Annotated in this window: 14 protein-coding genes; all 14 read right to left on the reverse strand. The window is 46.5% G+C overall.

The window, feature by feature from the left end; genetic code table 11:
• Positions 1–52: 52 nt before the first annotated feature.
• Complete coding sequence (gene ileS, locus C7R56_RS07455; RefSeq protein ID WP_107995922.1) at positions 53–2,833, reverse strand: isoleucine--tRNA ligase; 2,781 nt, start codon at positions 2,831–2,833, stop codon at positions 53–55.
• 290 nt (positions 2,834–3,123) lie between these two features.
• Positions 3,124–3,786 (reverse strand): DivIVA domain-containing protein, encoded by a 663-nt coding sequence (locus tag C7R56_RS07460; RefSeq protein ID WP_107995923.1) that lies wholly within the window; start codon positions 3,784–3,786, stop codon positions 3,124–3,126.
• Positions 3,787–3,815: 29 nt separating this feature from the next.
• Positions 3,816–4,595 carry a YlmH family RNA-binding protein gene (locus C7R56_RS07465; protein ID WP_107995924.1) on the reverse strand — a complete coding sequence of 260 codons (780 nt, stop codon included), beginning with the start codon at positions 4,593–4,595 and terminating at the stop codon, positions 3,816–3,818.
• A 39-nt stretch (positions 4,596–4,634) separates the two neighbouring features.
• Positions 4,635–4,922, reverse strand: a complete 288-nt coding sequence (locus C7R56_RS07470; protein ID WP_086985419.1) for a YggT family protein — start codon at positions 4,920–4,922, stop codon at positions 4,635–4,637.
• A 12-nt stretch (positions 4,923–4,934) separates the two neighbouring features.
• Positions 4,935–5,408, reverse strand: a complete 474-nt coding sequence (locus C7R56_RS07475) for a cell division protein SepF (protein WP_107995925.1) — start codon at positions 5,406–5,408, stop codon at positions 4,935–4,937.
• A 23-nt stretch (positions 5,409–5,431) separates the two neighbouring features.
• Positions 5,432–6,115 (reverse strand): YggS family pyridoxal phosphate-dependent enzyme, encoded by a 684-nt coding sequence (locus tag C7R56_RS07480; RefSeq protein ID WP_107995926.1) that lies wholly within the window; start codon positions 6,113–6,115, stop codon positions 5,432–5,434.
• A 2-nt stretch (positions 6,116–6,117) separates the two neighbouring features.
• Positions 6,118–7,407, reverse strand: coding sequence for a cell division protein FtsZ (gene ftsZ / locus C7R56_RS07485; RefSeq protein ID WP_107995927.1), 1,290 nt, complete (start codon positions 7,405–7,407; stop codon positions 6,118–6,120).
• A 45-nt stretch (positions 7,408–7,452) separates the two neighbouring features.
• Positions 7,453–8,769, reverse strand: coding sequence for a cell division protein FtsA (ftsA, locus tag C7R56_RS07490; RefSeq protein WP_107995928.1), 1,317 nt, complete (start codon positions 8,767–8,769; stop codon positions 7,453–7,455).
• Between the two features lie 254 nt (positions 8,770–9,023).
• Positions 9,024–9,968, reverse strand: coding sequence for a cell division protein FtsQ/DivIB (locus C7R56_RS07495; protein ID WP_159072193.1), 945 nt, complete (start codon positions 9,966–9,968; stop codon positions 9,024–9,026).
• A gap of 17 nt (positions 9,969–9,985) precedes the next feature.
• Positions 9,986–11,086, reverse strand: a complete 1,101-nt coding sequence (gene murG / locus C7R56_RS07500; RefSeq protein ID WP_107995930.1) for an undecaprenyldiphospho-muramoylpentapeptide beta-N-acetylglucosaminyltransferase — start codon at positions 11,084–11,086, stop codon at positions 9,986–9,988.
• A 15-nt stretch (positions 11,087–11,101) separates the two neighbouring features.
• On the reverse strand, positions 11,102–12,490 hold the full coding sequence (gene murD, locus C7R56_RS07505) for a UDP-N-acetylmuramoyl-L-alanine--D-glutamate ligase (protein WP_107995931.1): 1,389 nt from the start codon (positions 12,488–12,490) through the stop codon (positions 11,102–11,104).
• Positions 12,491–12,508: 18 nt separating this feature from the next.
• Positions 12,509–13,474, reverse strand: a complete 966-nt coding sequence (gene mraY, locus C7R56_RS07510) for a phospho-N-acetylmuramoyl-pentapeptide-transferase (RefSeq protein ID WP_107995932.1) — start codon at positions 13,472–13,474, stop codon at positions 12,509–12,511.
• Positions 13,475–13,543: 69 nt separating this feature from the next.
• Positions 13,544–15,703: a penicillin-binding protein gene (locus C7R56_RS07515; RefSeq protein ID WP_107995933.1), complete on the reverse strand. Its 2,160-nt coding sequence runs from the start codon at positions 15,701–15,703 to the stop codon at positions 13,544–13,546.
• A complete protein-coding gene (locus C7R56_RS07520; RefSeq protein ID WP_107995934.1) occupies positions 15,700–16,083 on the reverse strand; it encodes a septum formation initiator family protein in 384 nt (127 codons plus the stop codon). The genes C7R56_RS07515 and C7R56_RS07520 overlap by 4 nt, the downstream gene beginning before the upstream one ends.
• Between the last annotated feature and the right edge of the window lie 95 nt (positions 16,084–16,178).

Here is a 16,178-nt window from a genome sequence, read left to right on the forward strand (position 1 = left end):
CTTTACTTATTGTTTGCATAATTTCAATGTTTTTTTTTCAAGCTGAGGTAGTTTATGCTTCTTCCTGCACGAGCGCTTCTGGAAATTCAGATCTCACAATATCTGCACAGCGTTCGCATAAGGATGTTGCATCCTCGATTGTTCCGACCTCTTCTTTGATGGCACGGCATCTTTCGCAGGTTTCCCCCTGTGCATGCTCCACAAGAATGGCAAGATTATCGAACGGCATCGCTTCAGCTGGAGCAGCTGCCAATTCTTTGATGTCAAGCTGTGAAACGATGAATAATTGTTCCAGGTTCGCATCAAGAGACGCGAACAATGCTTTTGTATCTTCATCAACAAACAAGGTCAGATGCGCTTCAAAAGATTTTCCGATCGTCTTTTCATTACGCGCTACTTCCAATGCTTTCAATGCAGCATCGCGGATATCCATGAATTTCTCCCATTGGCCTAAAATCGCTGCTTGGTCTTCACGGACGCTGCTTTCCGGCAATTCAGCCAGTTGGGCATATTGTTCCTCTTCCTTCAGGAAACTCCAAATTTCTTCGGTTGTGTGCGGGATGATCGGCGTCAAAAGTTTTGCCAACTTAACCAATACTTCGTAAAATACGGTCTGCATGGCGCGTCTTTCTAGATTATCCTCTTTTTCGATATAAACGACATCTTTCGCAAAATCAAGATAGAATGCCGATAAATCAACTGTACAGAAGTTCATGATCGTTTGGTAGATGGTCGAGAACTCATATTCTTTGTAGGCTGTCACACATGTTTCAACTACTTGATCTAAGCGCGCCATCATGTATTGATCGACACTGCGCAGATCAGCATAAGCCACTGAATGTTCTTTTGGTTGGAAATCTTCCGTATTTCCGATCAGGAAACGCATGGTGTTGCGGATTTTGCGGTACGTTTCGGAAACCTGTTTCAGGATTTCGTCGCTGATTCTGACATCGGATTCGTAGTCGACACTGGATACCCAGAGACGGACGATGTCTGCGCCCATATTTTTGACGACTTTTTCCGGCAGGACAGTATTACCCAATGATTTGCTCATTTTGCGGCCTTCCCCATCCAAAACAAAACCTTGGGAAAGGACTGTTTTGTAAGGTGCTACTCCGTTGATCGCAACGCTAGTCGTAATGCTTGAATTGAACCAACCACGGTATTGATCGGAGCCTTCCAAGTACATATCAGCAGGGAATGTCAAATCTTCCCTTGCGCGTAGCACAGCTTCATGTGAGGAGCCGGAATCGAACCAAACGTCCATGATGTCCATTTCCTTCGTAAATGTGCCGTTCGGGCTGCCTGGGTGCGTGAACCCTTCAGGAAGCAAGTCTTTCGCTTCTCTTTCGAACCAGACGTTCGATCCGAATTCACCGATCAATGTCGCAGCGTGGTCGATTGTTTCCGGCGTGATGACAGGTTCTCCATTTTCCGCATAGAAGATTGGCAACGGAACGCCCCAAACGCGTTGACGGGAAATGACCCAATCCCCACGATCGCGGATCATGTTGAACAAGCGGACTTTGCCGGATGGATGCAGCCACTCAACATTTTCGATTTCGTCAAGGATGTCCTGACGGAATTTGTCGATGGATGCGAACCATTGTGGCGTTGCGCGGTAGATGACTGGTTTCTTTGTGCGCCAGTCATGCGGATAGCTGTGGACGAAGAAGTCCAGTTTCAGCAATGCGCCTTTTTCAGCCAACAATTCGGTGATCAGCTTATTGGCTTTGTCGTAGAACACGCCTTCGAAACCTGGCGCTTCAGCCGTATAGCAACCTTTGTTGTCGACCGGTGATAATACTTCCAGACCATATTTTTTGCTGACAATGTAGTCATCCTCACCGTGTCCTGGAGCGGTATGGACCAACCCGGTACCTGCTTCAAGCGTTACGTGCTCCCCTACCATGATCAATGATTCGCGATCATAGAACGGATGCTGGACTGTCATGTACTCCAACTCCGAGCCTTTCAGTTCCTTCAGGATTTCCACCGATTCCCATCCGATGGCTTCCTTGACTGTGCCCAGCAATTCTTTTGCGACCACAAATTTTCTTCCGTCAGCGGAAACAACCACATATTCGAAATCAGCATTAGCGGAGATGCCTAAATTTGCCGGTAAAGTCCACGGCGTAGTTGTCCAGATGACGAATGCAGTATCGTTATCCAACAAGCCTTTGCCGTCTTTGACCTGGAAAGCCACATAGATGGAAGCAGACTTCACATCTTTGTACTCGATTTCGGCTTCCGCCAGCGAAGACTCGCTTGAAGGCGACCAGTAGATCGGCTTCAGGCCTTTATAGATGTAGCCTTTTTCAGCCATTTTTCCGAACACACGGATTTCGGCTTCTTCATATTTCGGCAACAAAGTCACGTATGGATTTTCCCAGTCGCCTGCGATACCCAAACGTTTGAAGACGGTTCGTTGCCCGTCGATTTGATTCCAAGCATAATCTTCACACAATTTACGGAAATCGGCCAAGCTCATCGCTTTGCGGTTCACGCCTGTATTCGTTAAGGCTTGTTCAATCGGCAGACCATGCGTATCCCAACCCGGGACAAATGGCGAGCGGAAGCCGGACATGGATTTTGAGCGGACGATGATGTCCTTGCTGATTTTGTTCAAGGCGTGGCCCATGTGGACAGCACCGTTGGCATATGGCGGGCCATCGTGAAGGACAAATGTCGGTTTATGCGCATTTTTTTCTTGTCGTTTTGCATAAATATCTTTTTCTTCCCAATCCTTTTGCCATTCCAGTTCACGGACAGGCAGGTTGGCTTTCATAGGGAAAGACGTTTTCCCCAGGTGCAGCGTTTCTTTCATTTTCATTGTCGGAAGCTCCCTTATCATTAATTTTTTCTACAAAAAAAGACCCGTCTCCAAAAGGGACGAAGTCTTCGTGGTACCACCCAAATTTAAAGCGACAACGGCCGGAACAGGCTGTCATGCTTCCTCATTCAAACCGTTAACGCTGTTCAGGCGACCTTTTTTACTTGTGTTTGTTCAAAAAGATTCTCATGGAGGATCCTTAAAATAGAGGGACTTATTGGCCTTTCACCATTTGCCAATTCGCTGGAAGTTTCTTTTTTTCGGGTGTTCCATTCTTCAATACATAGATTTTACTTGTTTTCTTCTGGAATTTCAATAGCCTCTACTGCAGCTTCCTCAAGTTTCTCTTCAGCTCTGGCTTCTTCGGCCAATCTTCCGCCGATTTCGAATTCGGCAGCATCTTCCGAATTGGCGACCAATTCGTCGATGATGCGTGTGCGATTGGATAATACTTCATTCAAGGTAGGGGTTGAAACTTGCCCTTCCGGTGAAGCATTCAACAAGTTGTTCCATTCATCATTCATGATGAGGTTCAATTGCGACTCAACCAAAAGTTGCAGTTTCTGTTTGAAGTTGCGGCTTTCCTTGCGGACTCCGTCAGTTTCTTCATTGATTTTTGTCGCTTTTCCAGCTGCTTCATGCAACAAGCGATCCGCACTCTTTTCGGCTTCGAACAAAATAATCTCGGCTTCTTTGCGCGAATTTTCTTTCAGTCTGTCGGCAGCATCCTGCGCCACTACGATAGACTTGTTCAAAGCATCCTGCAAGTTGCTGAAATACTGAAGTTTTTCTTCGGCAAATTTCAGTTGCTTTTGCAGATCTTTATTTTGTTTGATGACTTCTTCAAATTCTTTTGTGACAGTATCCAAAAAGTCATTGACTTGTTCTTTATCGTACCCTTTTATTTTGACAGGGAATTCCTTGTGTTGAATATCTAATGGAGTCAAGCTCATCTTATACACACCTTTCGTTCTTGTCATTCTTATTTGTACAATACGCCGAATTCGACGCGCCATTTGTCTTTCTTGGACTTTCCTTCTATAGCCTTTATCTGAATCCGGCCATAACCGCGGATGGACACGATATCCAACAGCCCTAATTCGAAATCGGGACGTTCAAATGCGGCCCAGTTCAATTTCACTTTTCCGCTGCTCACCAATTCTTTTGCACGTTGTCTCGATATGTTGTAGATGGCTGCGATCACTGTATCCAACCGCAGCGAGCTGACCGTGTCATGCACAATCGTCCAATCATCGATAGGAGTGATCAGATCCGTGTAGGTCCGGTTTTCCAGGCGGACACTGACCTTGCCTATCTTAGTGACCTGCGAATGCACATAGCTTGCTATATTCGACGCCAACAGAAACTGCCAGCGTGTGCCATCAGACAGGATATCGCCGAAAAGTTCCCTTTTCATGCCGGTTCCGATCAGCGTCCCGAGTATTTTCCCATGGGTCAGACTGGCAAATTTCGATGGGTACACAACTTCAGTAAGCTCCATTTCAAAATCGCTTTGCGTCGGACTGAAATACTCAGGGCAAATGATTGCCCGCTTGCGTTCAGCCGCTTCGTAGCCCCCATAGAATTGGACATGGATTTCACCTTTTTTCCCGACCATCATCTCAAGGATGTACTGCTGTCTCGGATCCAAGAAATCCGTCAAATACGGTGAATAGGTTTCCTCCGCTTGCGTAATCCAAGATTGGGCACTGTCAATGAATGGTTGCTCTTCCTTGCGAAAATGTTGATAAACTTCTTGCATACGTATCCCTCACTTTTTCGTTTGATGAAAAAATGTCCGTCAATTCAGCATTCTGATCAGGAACAGGATAACGACCTGCGCTCCATACTCCACCAAATTCAGGAACAAGATGCCCGCCACTACACTGAAGCTCATCATGCCTACAGATGGGATCAATCTTCTGAATATATCCAGGTAAGGCTCCACAATGCTGGAGATAAAATAGCCGAATTTGGAACTTCTGGCTCCCGGCAACCAACTCATCAATGCGTATACCAGCAGGACGGTTGAATAGGCCGATATGCCCCAACGGATAATCTGTAAAAGCCAAATCAATATTTGTGTCATTTTGTTTCCTTTCTAGTAGAACGAACGCTCTTCCTCCAGTGTTTCGTCCAGTGCGCCTTCGACTCCGACTGAAGCGGGGGTGCATAAAAAGATTTCATCGCCAACGCGTTGGATTTCTCCCCCAATCGCATATACCGTTCCGGTCAGAAAATCCACGATCCGTTTTGCTTGTTCCGCATCTATCCTTTTGAAATTAAGGAGGACTGCTTGGTTCTTCAGCAGATTATCGGCAATCTTCTCCACCTCGGAATAGACTCTCGGCTCCACGACATGGATGCTGGCTTTTTCGGTCATTGCTTGTTGGTTCATAGGAATTACCTTTGCTTTCGTCGATCTTTTTTGGGTGCTCCGTTGAGATGGAGCACCTTCTTCATTGCGCTCGGACCTGCGGACTGGAACGACTGTCGATGGTTCCTCGACTTCCTCAAATCCGTCTTCCTCGTCTTCAATGACAAAGTACTTTCGGAATAAATCTTTCAGACCCATAAGACCCCTCGCTTCTTCTTCGTCTATGCTTCTGTTTCAGCAAAGAACGCCGAGCCGACGCGTACGAAGGTCGCACCTTCGGCAATCGCTACCGGATAATCTTGGCTCATGCCCATGCTCGTCTCCGTGCATGGGGCATAAGCCAAGTTCAACGCCGCTACTTGCTCTTGCATTATTTTCAGATCTTTAAAGCATTGACGCAACTCCACGTCTGTCGCATCAATGGGTGCCATCGTCATCAATCCGACAACGATGATGTTCGGAAAACTTTCCAGACTCTGGATGAAAGGCACTGCCTCGGATGCGGAAAGCCCATGCTTCGAACTTTCACCTGTAACATTGACCTGCACGAAGCAAGAAACAGGTTTTTCCGCCCGCTCATTGATTTCCTTTGCCAATGACGGACGATCCAGTGCGTGGAAGTAGGCGATGCGATTGATCACCTGCTTCACTTTCCTTGTCTGTAAAGTACCGATGTAATGCCAGCTGATATCTTCTTGCGGAAGAGCTTCTTGCTTTTCGAGCAGACCTTCGAGGCGATTTTCTGCAAAGTGGCGGTAGCCCAATCGGTACAATTCTTCCACTTGCTCCACAGGTTTCGTCTTCGTGACGGCGACCACCGTCACATCTTCGCGTTTGCGTCCGGCTTTCAAGCAGGCTGCTTCCACAGTTGACTCCACTTTCCGGCAATTTTGCTCAATATTCATTCTTATCTGCGTCTCTTGCGGAAGAAAGGTGGTGTATCCAATGAATCCTCTCCACCGTTTTTATCTTCTTTATTTTCGTGATAACGTGGATAATTATTTTCTGTTTGTTTGACAGGATATTCTTCTGGCTCAGGTTGAACCGATTGGGGCGCCTGTTCCCTTACGTTTGTGTCTCTGCGGATATCCCAGTCGCCGAATAGGTCTTTGGCTGGTTTTTCTTCTGCTCTTTCAGTCGGAACTTGTTTCTCCGGGTATGCAGCAGGTGCGTTCCCTACTTCTTTACGTCCCTTGAAAGCACTACCGCCGCGATTAGCGGTTTTTTTTTCATCTTTTTTTTTGTCGTCGATCCCTGTAGCGATTACTGTAACGATAACTTCGTCGCCCAAGTTTTCATTGATGGAAGTACCGAAGATGATGTTCACTTCGGATGATGAAGCTTGTGCTACGATATCACTTGCATCTTGTGCTTCGAACAACGTCAAGTCTGAACCACCCGTGATGTTCAACAAAATCTGCTCGGCGCCATCGATGGAAACTTCCAACAATGGGGAAGAGATAGCTTTTTTGGTTGCTTCTGCCGTACGGTTTTCACCTGAAGCGATACCGATACCCATCAAAGCAGAACCTTGATCTTTCATGACGGTCTTCACATCAGCAAAGTCCAAGTTGACATATCCTGGAGCAGTGATCAAGTCTGAGATCCCTTGAACGCCTTGACGCAATACATTATCGGCTTCACGGAAGGCTTCCAGCATAGGCGTCTTTTTGTCGACGATTTCCAACAGACGGTTATTTGAGATGATGACCAATGTATCAACGTTTGCTTTTAAATCAGCGATACCCTCTGCAGCATAACGTCCTCTTTTAGGTCCTTCAAAAGTGAACGGACGCGTCACCACACCGACAGTCAATGCGCCAAGATCTTTAGCGATTCTGGCTACGATAGGGGCTGCACCAGTACCGGTACCGCCGCCCATTCCGCATGTGACAAAGATCATATCTGCACCAGCCAAGGCTTCAGAGATTTGTTGTTCACTCTCTTCTGCAGCTTTGCGGCCGACTTCAGGAACTGAGCCTGCGCCCAATCCTTTCGTCAATTTAGGCCCGAGTTGAATTCTTGTCTCCGCACTTGATGCATTCAAGGCTTGTGTGTCCGTATTGGCCACGATGAATTCAACACCTTTAACGCCTTCTTCGATCATACGGTTAACGGCGTTGCTACCTGCCCCACCGACACCGATAACTTTAATTTTTGCTCCATCACTCATGCTTGAATCGAATTCCAATTCCATTTCATTTCCTCCTATTTCATAACATTCTTTTTATGTTCAGCGTGATTATTCAAATAGATTATTGAACCAACGTTTTAATTTCCCGACTAAGCTTTCTTCGTAATGATCCTCATCGGCATATGTCTCATTTTCATAGACAGGTTCTTCGATGACTGTCGGTTGTTTCGCAGTTTTGGATTGCAAAGGGATCACTTTACCTGTCACCTGCACTTTTCCTTTGGCAACACGGTAAATGTCATCCAGACCCGCCACATACTTAATTAGGCCGATGCTCGTTGCATAGATGGGGTTGCGCATCCCCATCTGCTCCGGAATGTACAATTTGACATTGATTTCGAAGATTTCTTTTGCCAAATCGACGACGCCCGGCAATGCCGCTGCGCCTCCAGTCAGAACGATACCGCCAGGGAGGTCGCGAGCTTCAACTTTATCCAAGGCACGTTTGATGTTTTCGAAAATCTGCGCAAGACGCGCTTCGATGATTTCGGACAGATATTTCTCATCCACTTTTACTGGTTCTTCTTTACCAATCGTTTCGACAGGGAAAAATTCCTCATCGGAGGTATCTTCGGAAATGGCATAGCCATATTCACGTTTTGCGCGCTCCGCGTTTTCCAAGGTCGTGTTCAAGATGATGGAAATGTCTTTGGTAACAAGATCGCCGCCCTCAGGATCAACAAATGAAAATTTCAATTGATCGTCGTGCATGACAGAGGCGCTTGTTTGGCCGCCACCCATGTCGATAAGGATGGTCCCGAAATCCCGCTCGCCCTTATTCATGGCTACGCTTGAAATGGCCAATGGTTGTACAACCATATCTTCGATTTGAAGACCTGCTTTTTCTACACAACGTTTGATGTTATGGATGATTGTTTTCGGACCAGTGATCATGCTTGCGTACAATTCAAGACGTACGCCGATCATGCCTCTTGGGTCTCTGATGCCATCGAACCCATCTACGATGAACTCTTCCGGGATGACGGAAATGATTTCTCTTTCTGGCGGAACGGAACGGACTTTTGCCGCAGCAAAAACGTTCTGGACGTCCTTGTCAGTGATTTCCTTGTTTTCGCTTGCGACTGCATACATCCCATGGCAAGGTTCGATGCTGATTTGATTGCTTGGTATGCCTACGATGACGTTTGATATCTGAATATTCGCTTTTCTTTCAGCTTGACTGACTGCACTGCGGATCGATTCGACCGTTTCATCGATATCAACGATGACGCCACGGCTGAGACCTTTGGAAATTTCATTACCGACTCCAATAATGTTCATTTGATCTTTCACATATTCTGCGACTACAACTTTTATTGAAGTGGTTCCAATATCTAGACTGACGTATATTCCTGAATTCTTCATGGTTTTATTGAAACCTCCGTTTGACATAATGGCTTGTGTAAACATCCGCATTGTTCCGAAAAAAATTATCGGTTACTGATACGTGATGCCAGAAAGCTATACCTTATCATTTTATCATAATAATTCTTCATTTACGAAGATTTTTACAAATAATTCTATCAGAAGGAAGTCTGACAAAAGTTCTTCAATCCCTCAACAATGATATCGATCATTGTTCAAGGATTGACTGCAAGTCAATCCTAATCTCTTTCAGCTCATTCGATTGGAGTGGCGGAATCTGCCGAAGCCGCCGCTTCCTCTTCCGTCGTTTGCGCAAAGGGCGTAAAGTAGACACCCACTTCAAGATCGATGGTCCCTTTCGCCTCGCCTAATTGGCTCACGATGTCAGGGTAGTATAAGATCTTCTCGGCAAAAGATGGCAAGATCGCCTTCACTTCATTGCCGTCATTCATATATACCGTGATTGCATATGGATTTTCTTCCGTTCCGGTATATTTGATTTCAGAGATGCTGTTCTGGACACTGTCCGTCAATTGCGTATATTGTTCGAGCAGGTCCTCCAGATTCTGGTTCATTTCAAAGCTTGTTATGATTGGGTTATTCCCGATCGGAACCTTTAATTCCGTGTCCGCCACAGTGCCATTCTCCAGAACATTATAGTAGCTGCCGCCCGAATAAACGTAGGCAATGGTTTCGTGTTCCGTAACATGGATCGTGACATCGTTCATGCCGCGCAACGTCACTTCCGCTGTTTTGATCACGGGCAAAGTATTAGTGATGTAAGCATCGATTTTTTCGTCATTCCAGACGACACCCAAGGCGGTCAGCTTCCCCGTAATGTGGCTGGCATCGATGATACTTTGTTCCGGAACATCTTCGGCCCCTTCCACATAGATGTCCTTGACTTTACCGTAAGGAGAAATCAGAAAACTGCTGCCGATGGCCCCAACCAAGAAAATGCTGTACCATCCAAGATACCCTGGCCGCTTGTCTGTTTTTGTGGTTTCGGGAAGGTGTTTTCTTGATTTGAACTTTTCTTTTTTCTCTTCCAGAAAACGATGCATGCGGCCGTTTATGGTGATTTTCTGCTTTAACTGCGTCTTATTTTGCTTTTCCGATTCAGCAGTTGCGCGCTGCCAGGGAGTCACTTCCGACGAACGCTTACTGTTCAGCTTCTGACGGATTTTTCCAAAAATCATCTGGCCCCCTCCCTTTCTCATTTCTTCAAAGTCAAGATGACATCGATGATCCTGTCTGATGCATCGGTTATACCCATCTGCTTGGCTTGGAATGCCATTTCTTTGCGTGCTGTTACATTAGTCATCAGATTATCGATGGCTTCAAATAATGATTGTGCCTGCAGGTCTTTCTCGAGAATCATTTCGGCTGCCCCATTTTTCACTAGGCTTTCCGCATTTTTTTGCTGATGGTTGTTTGTGACATAGGGACTGGGGATCAGGATACTCGGCAAGCCCAAAGCCATCACTTCCGTCAATGTGGTCGCTCCGCTACGCGATACGATTAAGTCGGTACGCTTAAACAATTTCGGCATATCATGGATGTACGGCACAATACGGATGTTATCCAAACGGTCCGTCAACGTATTGATTTCTTGCTCCACCGCATTGTAGTGGATTTCTCCGGTTGCCAACAGAACTTGATACGGCCTGTTTTTGAAGAGCGGGTAGGCGGCTACGAAAGAGTCATTCAGTTTTCTGGCTCCGCGGCTGCCGCCAAATATCAAAACAGTCGGCAACTCTTCCTTCAATCCGTAGACCTTCAGATCAGCACTTTCTTTCAAGGAGGCTACTTCCTGCGCCCGGGGATTCCCGGTGAAAACAATCTTCTCTGGATAGGCGGAGAAGTCTCCGCGGGCATCCTCAAAACAAATGCAGATGCGATCCACAACTCGGCTCAAAAATTTATTGGTGACGCCTGCTACTGAATTTTGCTCATGAATGATGGTTGGCACGCTCAGTTTGGATGCGGCATACAGGACGGGGGCGCAAACATAACCACCCGTCCCGATAACGACATCCGGCTGGAAATCCTTAATAATTTTCTTTGAGTCCGAAATGCTCTTGATCATCAAGTAGACTGTCTTCAGGTTCTGAAGCGATAAACTTCGGCGCAGACCTTGGATTTTGACCGATTTGAAGGCAACGCCCGCCTTCGGTACGATTGTGCTTTCCAAACCGCGGTCTGTTCCCACGTAAAGGAACTCGCTGTCCGGATATTTTTCTTTGATTCGGTTCATCAGGGCTAAAGCCGGGTAGATGTGCCCGCCTGTTCCCCCACCGGATAATACTATTTTCATAAGCACATAGGTTCTTTAGAAAGAACCATCCTCCTCACTCGTGGCTTTGACCAAGGAATGGACAGCATCTGTGAATGTTTTGCCGCGCACTTCAAAATTTTTGTACTGATCCCAACTCGCGCAGGCCGGAGACAACAGAATCGTTTCGCCTTCTTCACTGTACTGGTAACTGATCGGAACCGCACTGGCGACATGATCCGTCACGACGATTTCTTTGATTCCGGCTTTTTCTCCCGCATCCTTGAGTTTCTCGGCAGTTTCCCCGAAGACGATCAGCGTTTTCACGTTTTCAAGAAAGGGAACGAGCTCATCGAAGGTATTCCCACGGTCCAATCCTCCCGCCAACAGGATGATTGGTGCCCGGAAACTGCTCAGAGCCGTTTTGGTTGCGAGGATGTTGGTCGCTTTCGAGTCATTGTAGAATTTTCTTCCGTTGAGCTCGGCTACGAATTGGATCCGGTGCTCTACGCCATAAAAGAGGTGGAAGGCTGATACGATAGCGACATTGGCCACACCCGACAGTTTCGCTACAGCGATCGCAGCAAGTGCATTTTCGACATTGTGTTCGCCAGGAACCCTCAAATCGGAAATATCCATCACTTTTTCGCCCTTGAAATACAGTGAACCTTCTGATGCATAGGCGCCATCATTCAGAACCTGCGTGCGTGAAAAAGGAACGATTTGCGCTTTTGAAAGCTGAGACATTTCACGCAATTCCGCTTGATCCCAATTCAAAACAAGATAATCATCCGCGGTTTGGTTCTCGGTTATGCGCCACTTCGCTTTGACGTATTCTTTGCGGTCCCCATGATAATCCAGATGGGCTTCCGTGATATTGGTGATGACGGCGATGGCAGGACGCATCGCTTCGATACCCATCAATTGGAAGCTGGACAGTTCCATCACGACATCGTCGTCTGCAGTCGCCACACGCGCCACTGCGGATGCAGGCACGCCGATATTGCCGGCTTTATAGGCTTTCCCTATTTTTCTGCCTGCATTCAAGAGGTCAGTGATCATCGTCGTGGTAGTGGTCTTTCCGTTCGTGCCTGTCACACCGATCAGGCGGCCTTCGAGAATTTCTGCTGCCAACTCGACCTCTGTCAACACTGGGATTCCCAATTCAATAGCACGTTTGACCATCGGATTGTTGTAAGGGATGCCCGGATTCTTGACCATGAACGAGAAAGATTCATCCAATAACTCGATTGGATGGGATCCAGCGATGACTTTGATTCCGGATGAAATCAACTCCTTCGCATCCGGATTGTCGTTCAATTCCTTTGCGTCATTGACTGTGACCATTGCACCCAGTTCCAAGAGCAGTTTGGCCGCATTCATCCCGCTGAGCGCCAAGCCCAGCACCAATACTTTTTTGTTTTCAAATCGATTATTTGTTTTCATGTCTTTTTCTCCTTTCGCTTAGACAAGCAGCCACAAGGCTAAGATTGCAGAAACTAGACCGACCGCCCAGAAAGTCAAGACGACGCGCCATTCGCTCCACCCACTCATTTCGAAATGATGATGGATCGGAGACATCTTGAAGATGCGTTTGCCGCGCAATTTGAAGGAGCCTACCTGCAGCATGACGCTGGCCGTTTCAATGACGAAAACAAGGCCAATCAGCAACAAGGACCATTCCAGATGCAACGCCAAGGAAACAACAGCGAGTCCGGCACCCAATGCCAACGAGCCGACGTCGCCCATAAAAATCTTAGCTGGTTTTTTGTTGAAAAAGAAGAAACCGATCAGGCCGCCTACAATCGCGATACAAAACAGTAGTACTTCCAATTGTCCTTGGCGGTATGCCAATATGCCGTATGCAGTATAGGCGATGCCTGCTGTGCCGGCAACCAATCCGTCCAATCCATCGGTCAGATTCACAGCATTCGAAAAACCTGTGATCCAGATAATCGTGAATGCAGCGAACACGAACCAGTTATGGATCTGTCCCAAGAAGGGAATGGTGATCAGAGGATCTGAACCCGACAAGAAGAACAGCGCGACGAAGACGAAAGACCCGACCAATTGCGAAATGAACTTTTGTTTGGAAGTCAGCCCTTCATTTTGTTTTTTGAATATTTTCAGGAAATCATCCAAAAAACCGATAGCTGCAAAAAACAACAGAACAAACAGCAACATAGCCAATTTTACGGTGAGGACATCTTTCCAGATTGCTGTCCCGATAACGGTAAGGATTGCAGCAATGATGAATACGACTCCGCCCATCGTCGGTGTGCCACTTTTCACTTGATGCCATTTCGGACCTTCTTCCCTTGTGATCTGTCCGAATTGTTTCAATTTAAAATAGCCGATGAAAATTGGCATCATGCTGATTGTAAGGGCAAAGCTGATCGATAATGGCAACAGCATTTCTGTCCAATGCATATGATTTCCTCCTAATAGGTGTTTTACATTTTTTGATTGATTAATTTTATGAGTGTTGCTTCTGAACGCTTATTCCAAAATGATCTTGACTTCCGTGGCAGCGTTCAAGATGGATCCCGTCTCCAGACTCTGGAAAACCACATAGCCTTCCCCTTCAAAAGTAAAGTTTATGCCAGCGATTTCTGATACTTTCAAGACATCGTCTTTTGACCAACCGTAAACATCAGGCATCGTCATCGCCCCTTCTGTCATAAGGATCGCCTTCTGGTTCGTGATAGTTTGTGTCCCGGCGTATGGGTATTGTTGCACGATTCGGCTACCGCTGCCGATGATTGCTGTATCATTATATCCGACAGCAGTCAGTGCCGCCAAAGCTTCATCTTTGGATAATGTTGTCACTTCCGGCATCGAAGCCTGGTTGACGTCCCCCGTCACTTCCGTATTCAGGTTGTCGTACTCGATTGCTCTTGTCATGAATGGATTGAATATTTCCGACAGATACTTGGAGCCATTCAGGCTGTCCAAGTTTGCAGGTCGTTTCATTGTCAAATACAGGATATAGCTGGGATCATCCGCTGGCGCGAATCCGACCACCGAGTAAAGATAATTGGAATAGCCAGTGTAATATGCGCCAGTTGTGGAATTCACCACTTCCGCCGTACCCGTTTTAGCAGCGATCTCTGTCCCTTCGATCTTGTAAGCCTGTCCGGATCCATTCTCGTTGTAGACGACTTCTTTCAGATAGGTCAGGACTGTTTGGGCGGTTTCAGCCTTGATCGGAGATCCGACTTCTTCCGGTTCATTAACGGTAACCTTGCCCGTATTCGGATCTTCTGTGCGATCCAAATAGTTCAGTTTCATCATGGTGCCATCATTTGCGATTGCCGTAAAAGCTTGCATCAATTGGAAAGGCGTAACGGTTACCCCTTGTCCGAAAGCCGTATTCGCTTTTTCCAGCGGATACGTATAGCTGTAATTCCCAGTTGCTTCATTTTCCAGTCCCGAATCGGTTGATTGTCCGATTCCAAATGCCTTCATATAGGACTCCCAAACATCGTAACCCATTGTTTGCACCAGTTTCACGAAGGCCACGTTGCTTGAGCGGGCCAATCCCTCGAGATAGGTGATATTGCCCCAACCATCCTTATTGTAGTCACGGATGGTTCCTCCTTCCACTTCCACACTACCGGAAGTATATGTTGCAAATGGGCTGAATACCCCCTCGTTCACAGCTGCCGCCAAAGTCAAAATTTTGAAAGTGGAACCCGGTTCGTAGGTATCCTCCACCAACAGATTCTGCCATTGCGCATCAATGCCATCTTTGGTCGTGGCGTTGAAGGTGGGACGCTGGGAAGCCGCAAGAATCGCACCGGTATCCGGATCAACCAACATAGCTGTCATCGATTCCGGTTCAGCCTCTGCATACACTTGCGACATCAGGCTTTCCAGATAGATCTGCAGGCGACTGTCGAGCGTCAGATAAAGATTATTCCCTTCAACTGGCTCCTTTTCCTGAATCTGCGTTCCGGGAATCAGGTAACCATTGGAATCTTCTTGATAGGTAACTTCACCATCACTGCCATCCAACTCATTATCGTACAGGGATTCTATTCCCATCATGCCGACCAATTTCTTCTCTTCGTTTGTGTCTGCTTCTTCTTCGCTGGCTGAACTTTGCGCAAAGCCGACAAGATGAGACGCAAAAATCCCGTTTGGATAAAGTCTTGAAGGTGTTTCCTCGAACGTAATCCCCGGAAGTTCTTCTGCTTCAATGCTGGATTTGGTCGCATAATTCAGGTTGGTTCCTGCGCTTCCGAATTCGACTTGCTTCAAACCCTCTTGGTTCAGAGTGGTCAGAATCTCTTCTTTGCTCATGCTGATATATTGTGCCAGAGCTTCAGCAGTTTTTTCCTTGTCGACGATATGATTCGGAGCTTCTTTATCTTCGCTCCATTCATCGGTCAAAACGGCAACCAACGAATAAGAAGTAGCATCCAAGGCAATGGGATTACCACCTATGTCATAGATGGTACCTCTTTTTGCGGCAAGGATACTACTTCTGGTATATAAGTTATTAACATGCTCGCTTAAATTCTCGCCATTTACCTTCTTGGTGATCATGATCATAGAAAAACGAAAAATAAATACAAGAAATAGTAAACCTGTTAAACCAACCATGATGCGAGTCATTTTTTTTCGGTTTTTTTGAGGATTAGCTGTTTTTTTCATCGCGTAACATTCCTAACGTTTGCTTCATTCATTTCCAGACCAAGTTCTTTTGCTATCTCGATGATGCGGTCGTATCTTGAAAGTTCTTGGACTTCTTGCTCCAAGTTTTGATTTTCTAAACCGATTGCAACGCTATCATTTTGTAAGTCCTGCAACGCTCTGTTCTGATTGGAGAGGGTCACTTGTGTAGCCAGTGATAACAGCAATACGACCAATGCACTTAACAGCGTGATGGTGATGGCAAATTTTTCAAGTTTGACATATTTATCTCTAACGGCCTTGTAGCCTTTCGGTTCAGGTTGGCCTTTTATGGGTTCTGTCTGTTCTTTAGGCAGCTTCGGTTGTGGTGCTATTGCCGCTCTATATTCAGGTAATGCCACTTAATCCTCTCCTCCCCCGCAATGAATCGTGCAGCTCAGGCACGCTTCATTGTTTCTGACTGATGATCTTTAGTTACAGAGCTGCTGTGCTCCTG

The organism is Trichococcus paludicola, from assembly GCF_003052295.1.
Taxonomy (GTDB): Bacteria; Bacillota; Bacilli; order Lactobacillales; family Aerococcaceae; genus Trichococcus; species Trichococcus paludicola.